At 50.9% G+C, this 2,108-nt stretch carries 2 protein-coding genes; both read left to right on the top strand.

Annotated elements, in window-relative coordinates:
* The first annotated feature begins 42 nt into the window (after positions 1-42).
* The gene (locus G9409_RS11940; protein WP_166808974.1) at positions 43-1,164 is read left to right on the top strand and encodes a putative porin; all 1,122 of its coding nucleotides are present in this window, start codon (positions 43-45) and stop codon (positions 1,162-1,164) included.
* Positions 1,165-1,308: 144 nt separating this feature from the next.
* The coding region (locus tag G9409_RS11935; protein WP_166808973.1) for a PstS family phosphate ABC transporter substrate-binding protein at positions 1,309-2,108 on the top strand (800 nt) is incomplete at its 3' end.

The following is a 2,108-nucleotide window of genomic DNA, read 5'->3' as shown; positions in this document are numbered from 1 at the left end:
AAAAGTTTTGTGTACTCACAACATCAACCAACCCAAAAGAGCATGAAAAAAATAGCAATGATGGTCGGTCTTGCAGCGGCCCTCGGATTCAGTAACGCCGAGGCTGTCGATCTGACATGGAAAGGTGATCTGCGTTACCGTTATCAGTCCGATCTTCGCCACACCGATGGCGCTACCGGAGAGCACAGCCGTGACCGCCACCGCAGCCGTGTCCGTCTTGGTGTCTATCCGTGGATCAATGAAGAGCTTTCGGGCGGAGTTCAGCTCTCGACCGGAAGTCTTACTGAAACGACCTCCCGCAACGAGACCATTGATGATCAGTTTCTTGCCGATCCGGTCTACCTGAACGAATATTACATTGATTACCATCCGATGGCTTACGGCATGAACGGAGCAGCCAATATCATTCTGGGTAAACGGGCTGTTGCCAGTGATCTTGTCGTGGTCAACGATCTGGTATGGGACAGCGATCTTACCTTTGAAGGATTAACACTCCAGTATGGCAAGGAGAGTGACGGCAAGGAGAAGGATGGCCTGACGGCAGTTGTCGGCTACTTCCCGCTTAACGAGCGTTCATCCCGAACGGCGGTAGCAGAAAAGGATGCCTATATTCTGGCCGGCCAGGCGGCATATAAAGGTGAGATCAGCGAGGTGAATTATCTATTAGGAGCCGGTTACTACAACTATGCGAATTTCGATGTAGTCAACACGACCACCTACTCCCCGGCGTATGACTATTCCAAAAAGGATTTCAATATAGCCGAGCTGTTCGGTACCGTCGGCGGCCAGATCACCGAAAAGCTGCCGTGGAAGATTACCGGTCAGTATGCCCGCAACATGGCCAAAAAGGCTGATGCCTCCGGGATCGATGACACAAAAAGAGACAGCTACCTTGCCGAGATCAAGATCGGTGATGCCAAACAGGTCGGGCAGTGGTCAGTCAATGCTGATTATATCAGAATCGAGCGCGATGCCCTTACGATTCTGACCGATTCAGACCGGAATGCCGGAGCGGCAACCAATCTGCACGGCTATAAGATCGGCGGTGTCTTCCATCTCGTGCAGAACCTGACGGTTGGAGCCAACTACTTCAATTTCAAGACGATTGATGTAGCCAACATTACCAATCATCTGCTCATGGCCGATGTTGTCGTCAAGTTCTAAACAATGTGTGTGTGTTGTGTTCTTTCTGTTGTGTGTTATGATTGTGTCCCCCTGCTCTCCAACAGGGGGGCTTTTATAGCCGGCAAGTGAGAGCACCAAAACAGATAACTTTTTCTACTCTTAATTTCAAATACAATCAAAACAATGAAACTCTTCAGAAAACTTCTTTTAACCGCAGCAGTCTTCGGCTTGACTGCATCAGGCACGGCTGAAGCGGCCGGAAAAATCGTTATTGATGGCTCAACCACCGTTGGACCGATCGCCAAGGCATTTGCCGGCTACTATACCAAAACCACCGGTATCCAGGTCGTGGTGAGTGAGTCCGGTTCAGGCAACGGGGCAAAAAGCCTGATCAACAAAACCTGCGACATCGCAACCATGTCAAGGGAGATGAAAGACAAGGAGATCGCCGCAGCCAAAGCCAAGGGTGTCAATCCGGTTGAACACGTTATTGCTCTTGACGGTCTCTCGATTGTCGTTCACCCGAGCAACCGCGTCAATGCACTCTCAAAAGCACAGATCCGCGGAATCTACATGGGTAAATACACCAACTGGAACCAGGTTGGCGGACCCAATGCAGCAATTGTCATTATCCAGCGTGAATCAAACAGCGGTACGGCCGACTCGTTCAAGGAGCTGGTGATGGGCAAGGATAACCCGATTTCCAAGAGAGCAGAAACCCAGTCGAGCAACGGTTCAATCAAGAGCCGTGTAGCTTCAACTCCGGCGGCAGTAAGCTATATCGGAATGGGTTTTGTAGACAGTTCGGTTAAAGCAGTGCTGGTTGACGGTGTTGATGCCGATGTACGCACGGTTAAAAACGGTACCTACCCGATTCACCGCCCGCTCTTCATGTACACCAACGGTCAGCCGACCGGTGCAGTCAGGCAGTTCATCGACCTGGCCAAAACCGAAGAGGGCAAACGCCTGATCAGCGAATCAGG

Source organism: Candidatus Chlorobium masyuteum, assembly GCF_011601315.1.
GTDB classification, from domain to species: domain Bacteria; phylum Bacteroidota; class Chlorobiia; order Chlorobiales; family Chlorobiaceae; genus Chlorobium; species Chlorobium masyuteum.
This window is presented reverse-complemented; position numbering and strand designations above follow the sequence as displayed.

Coding starts and splice junctions, on each gene's coding strand:
- G9409_RS11940 (WP_166808974.1), top strand. CDS start 43: ATGAAAAAAATAGCAATGATGGTCGGTCTTGCAGCGGCCCTCGGATTC.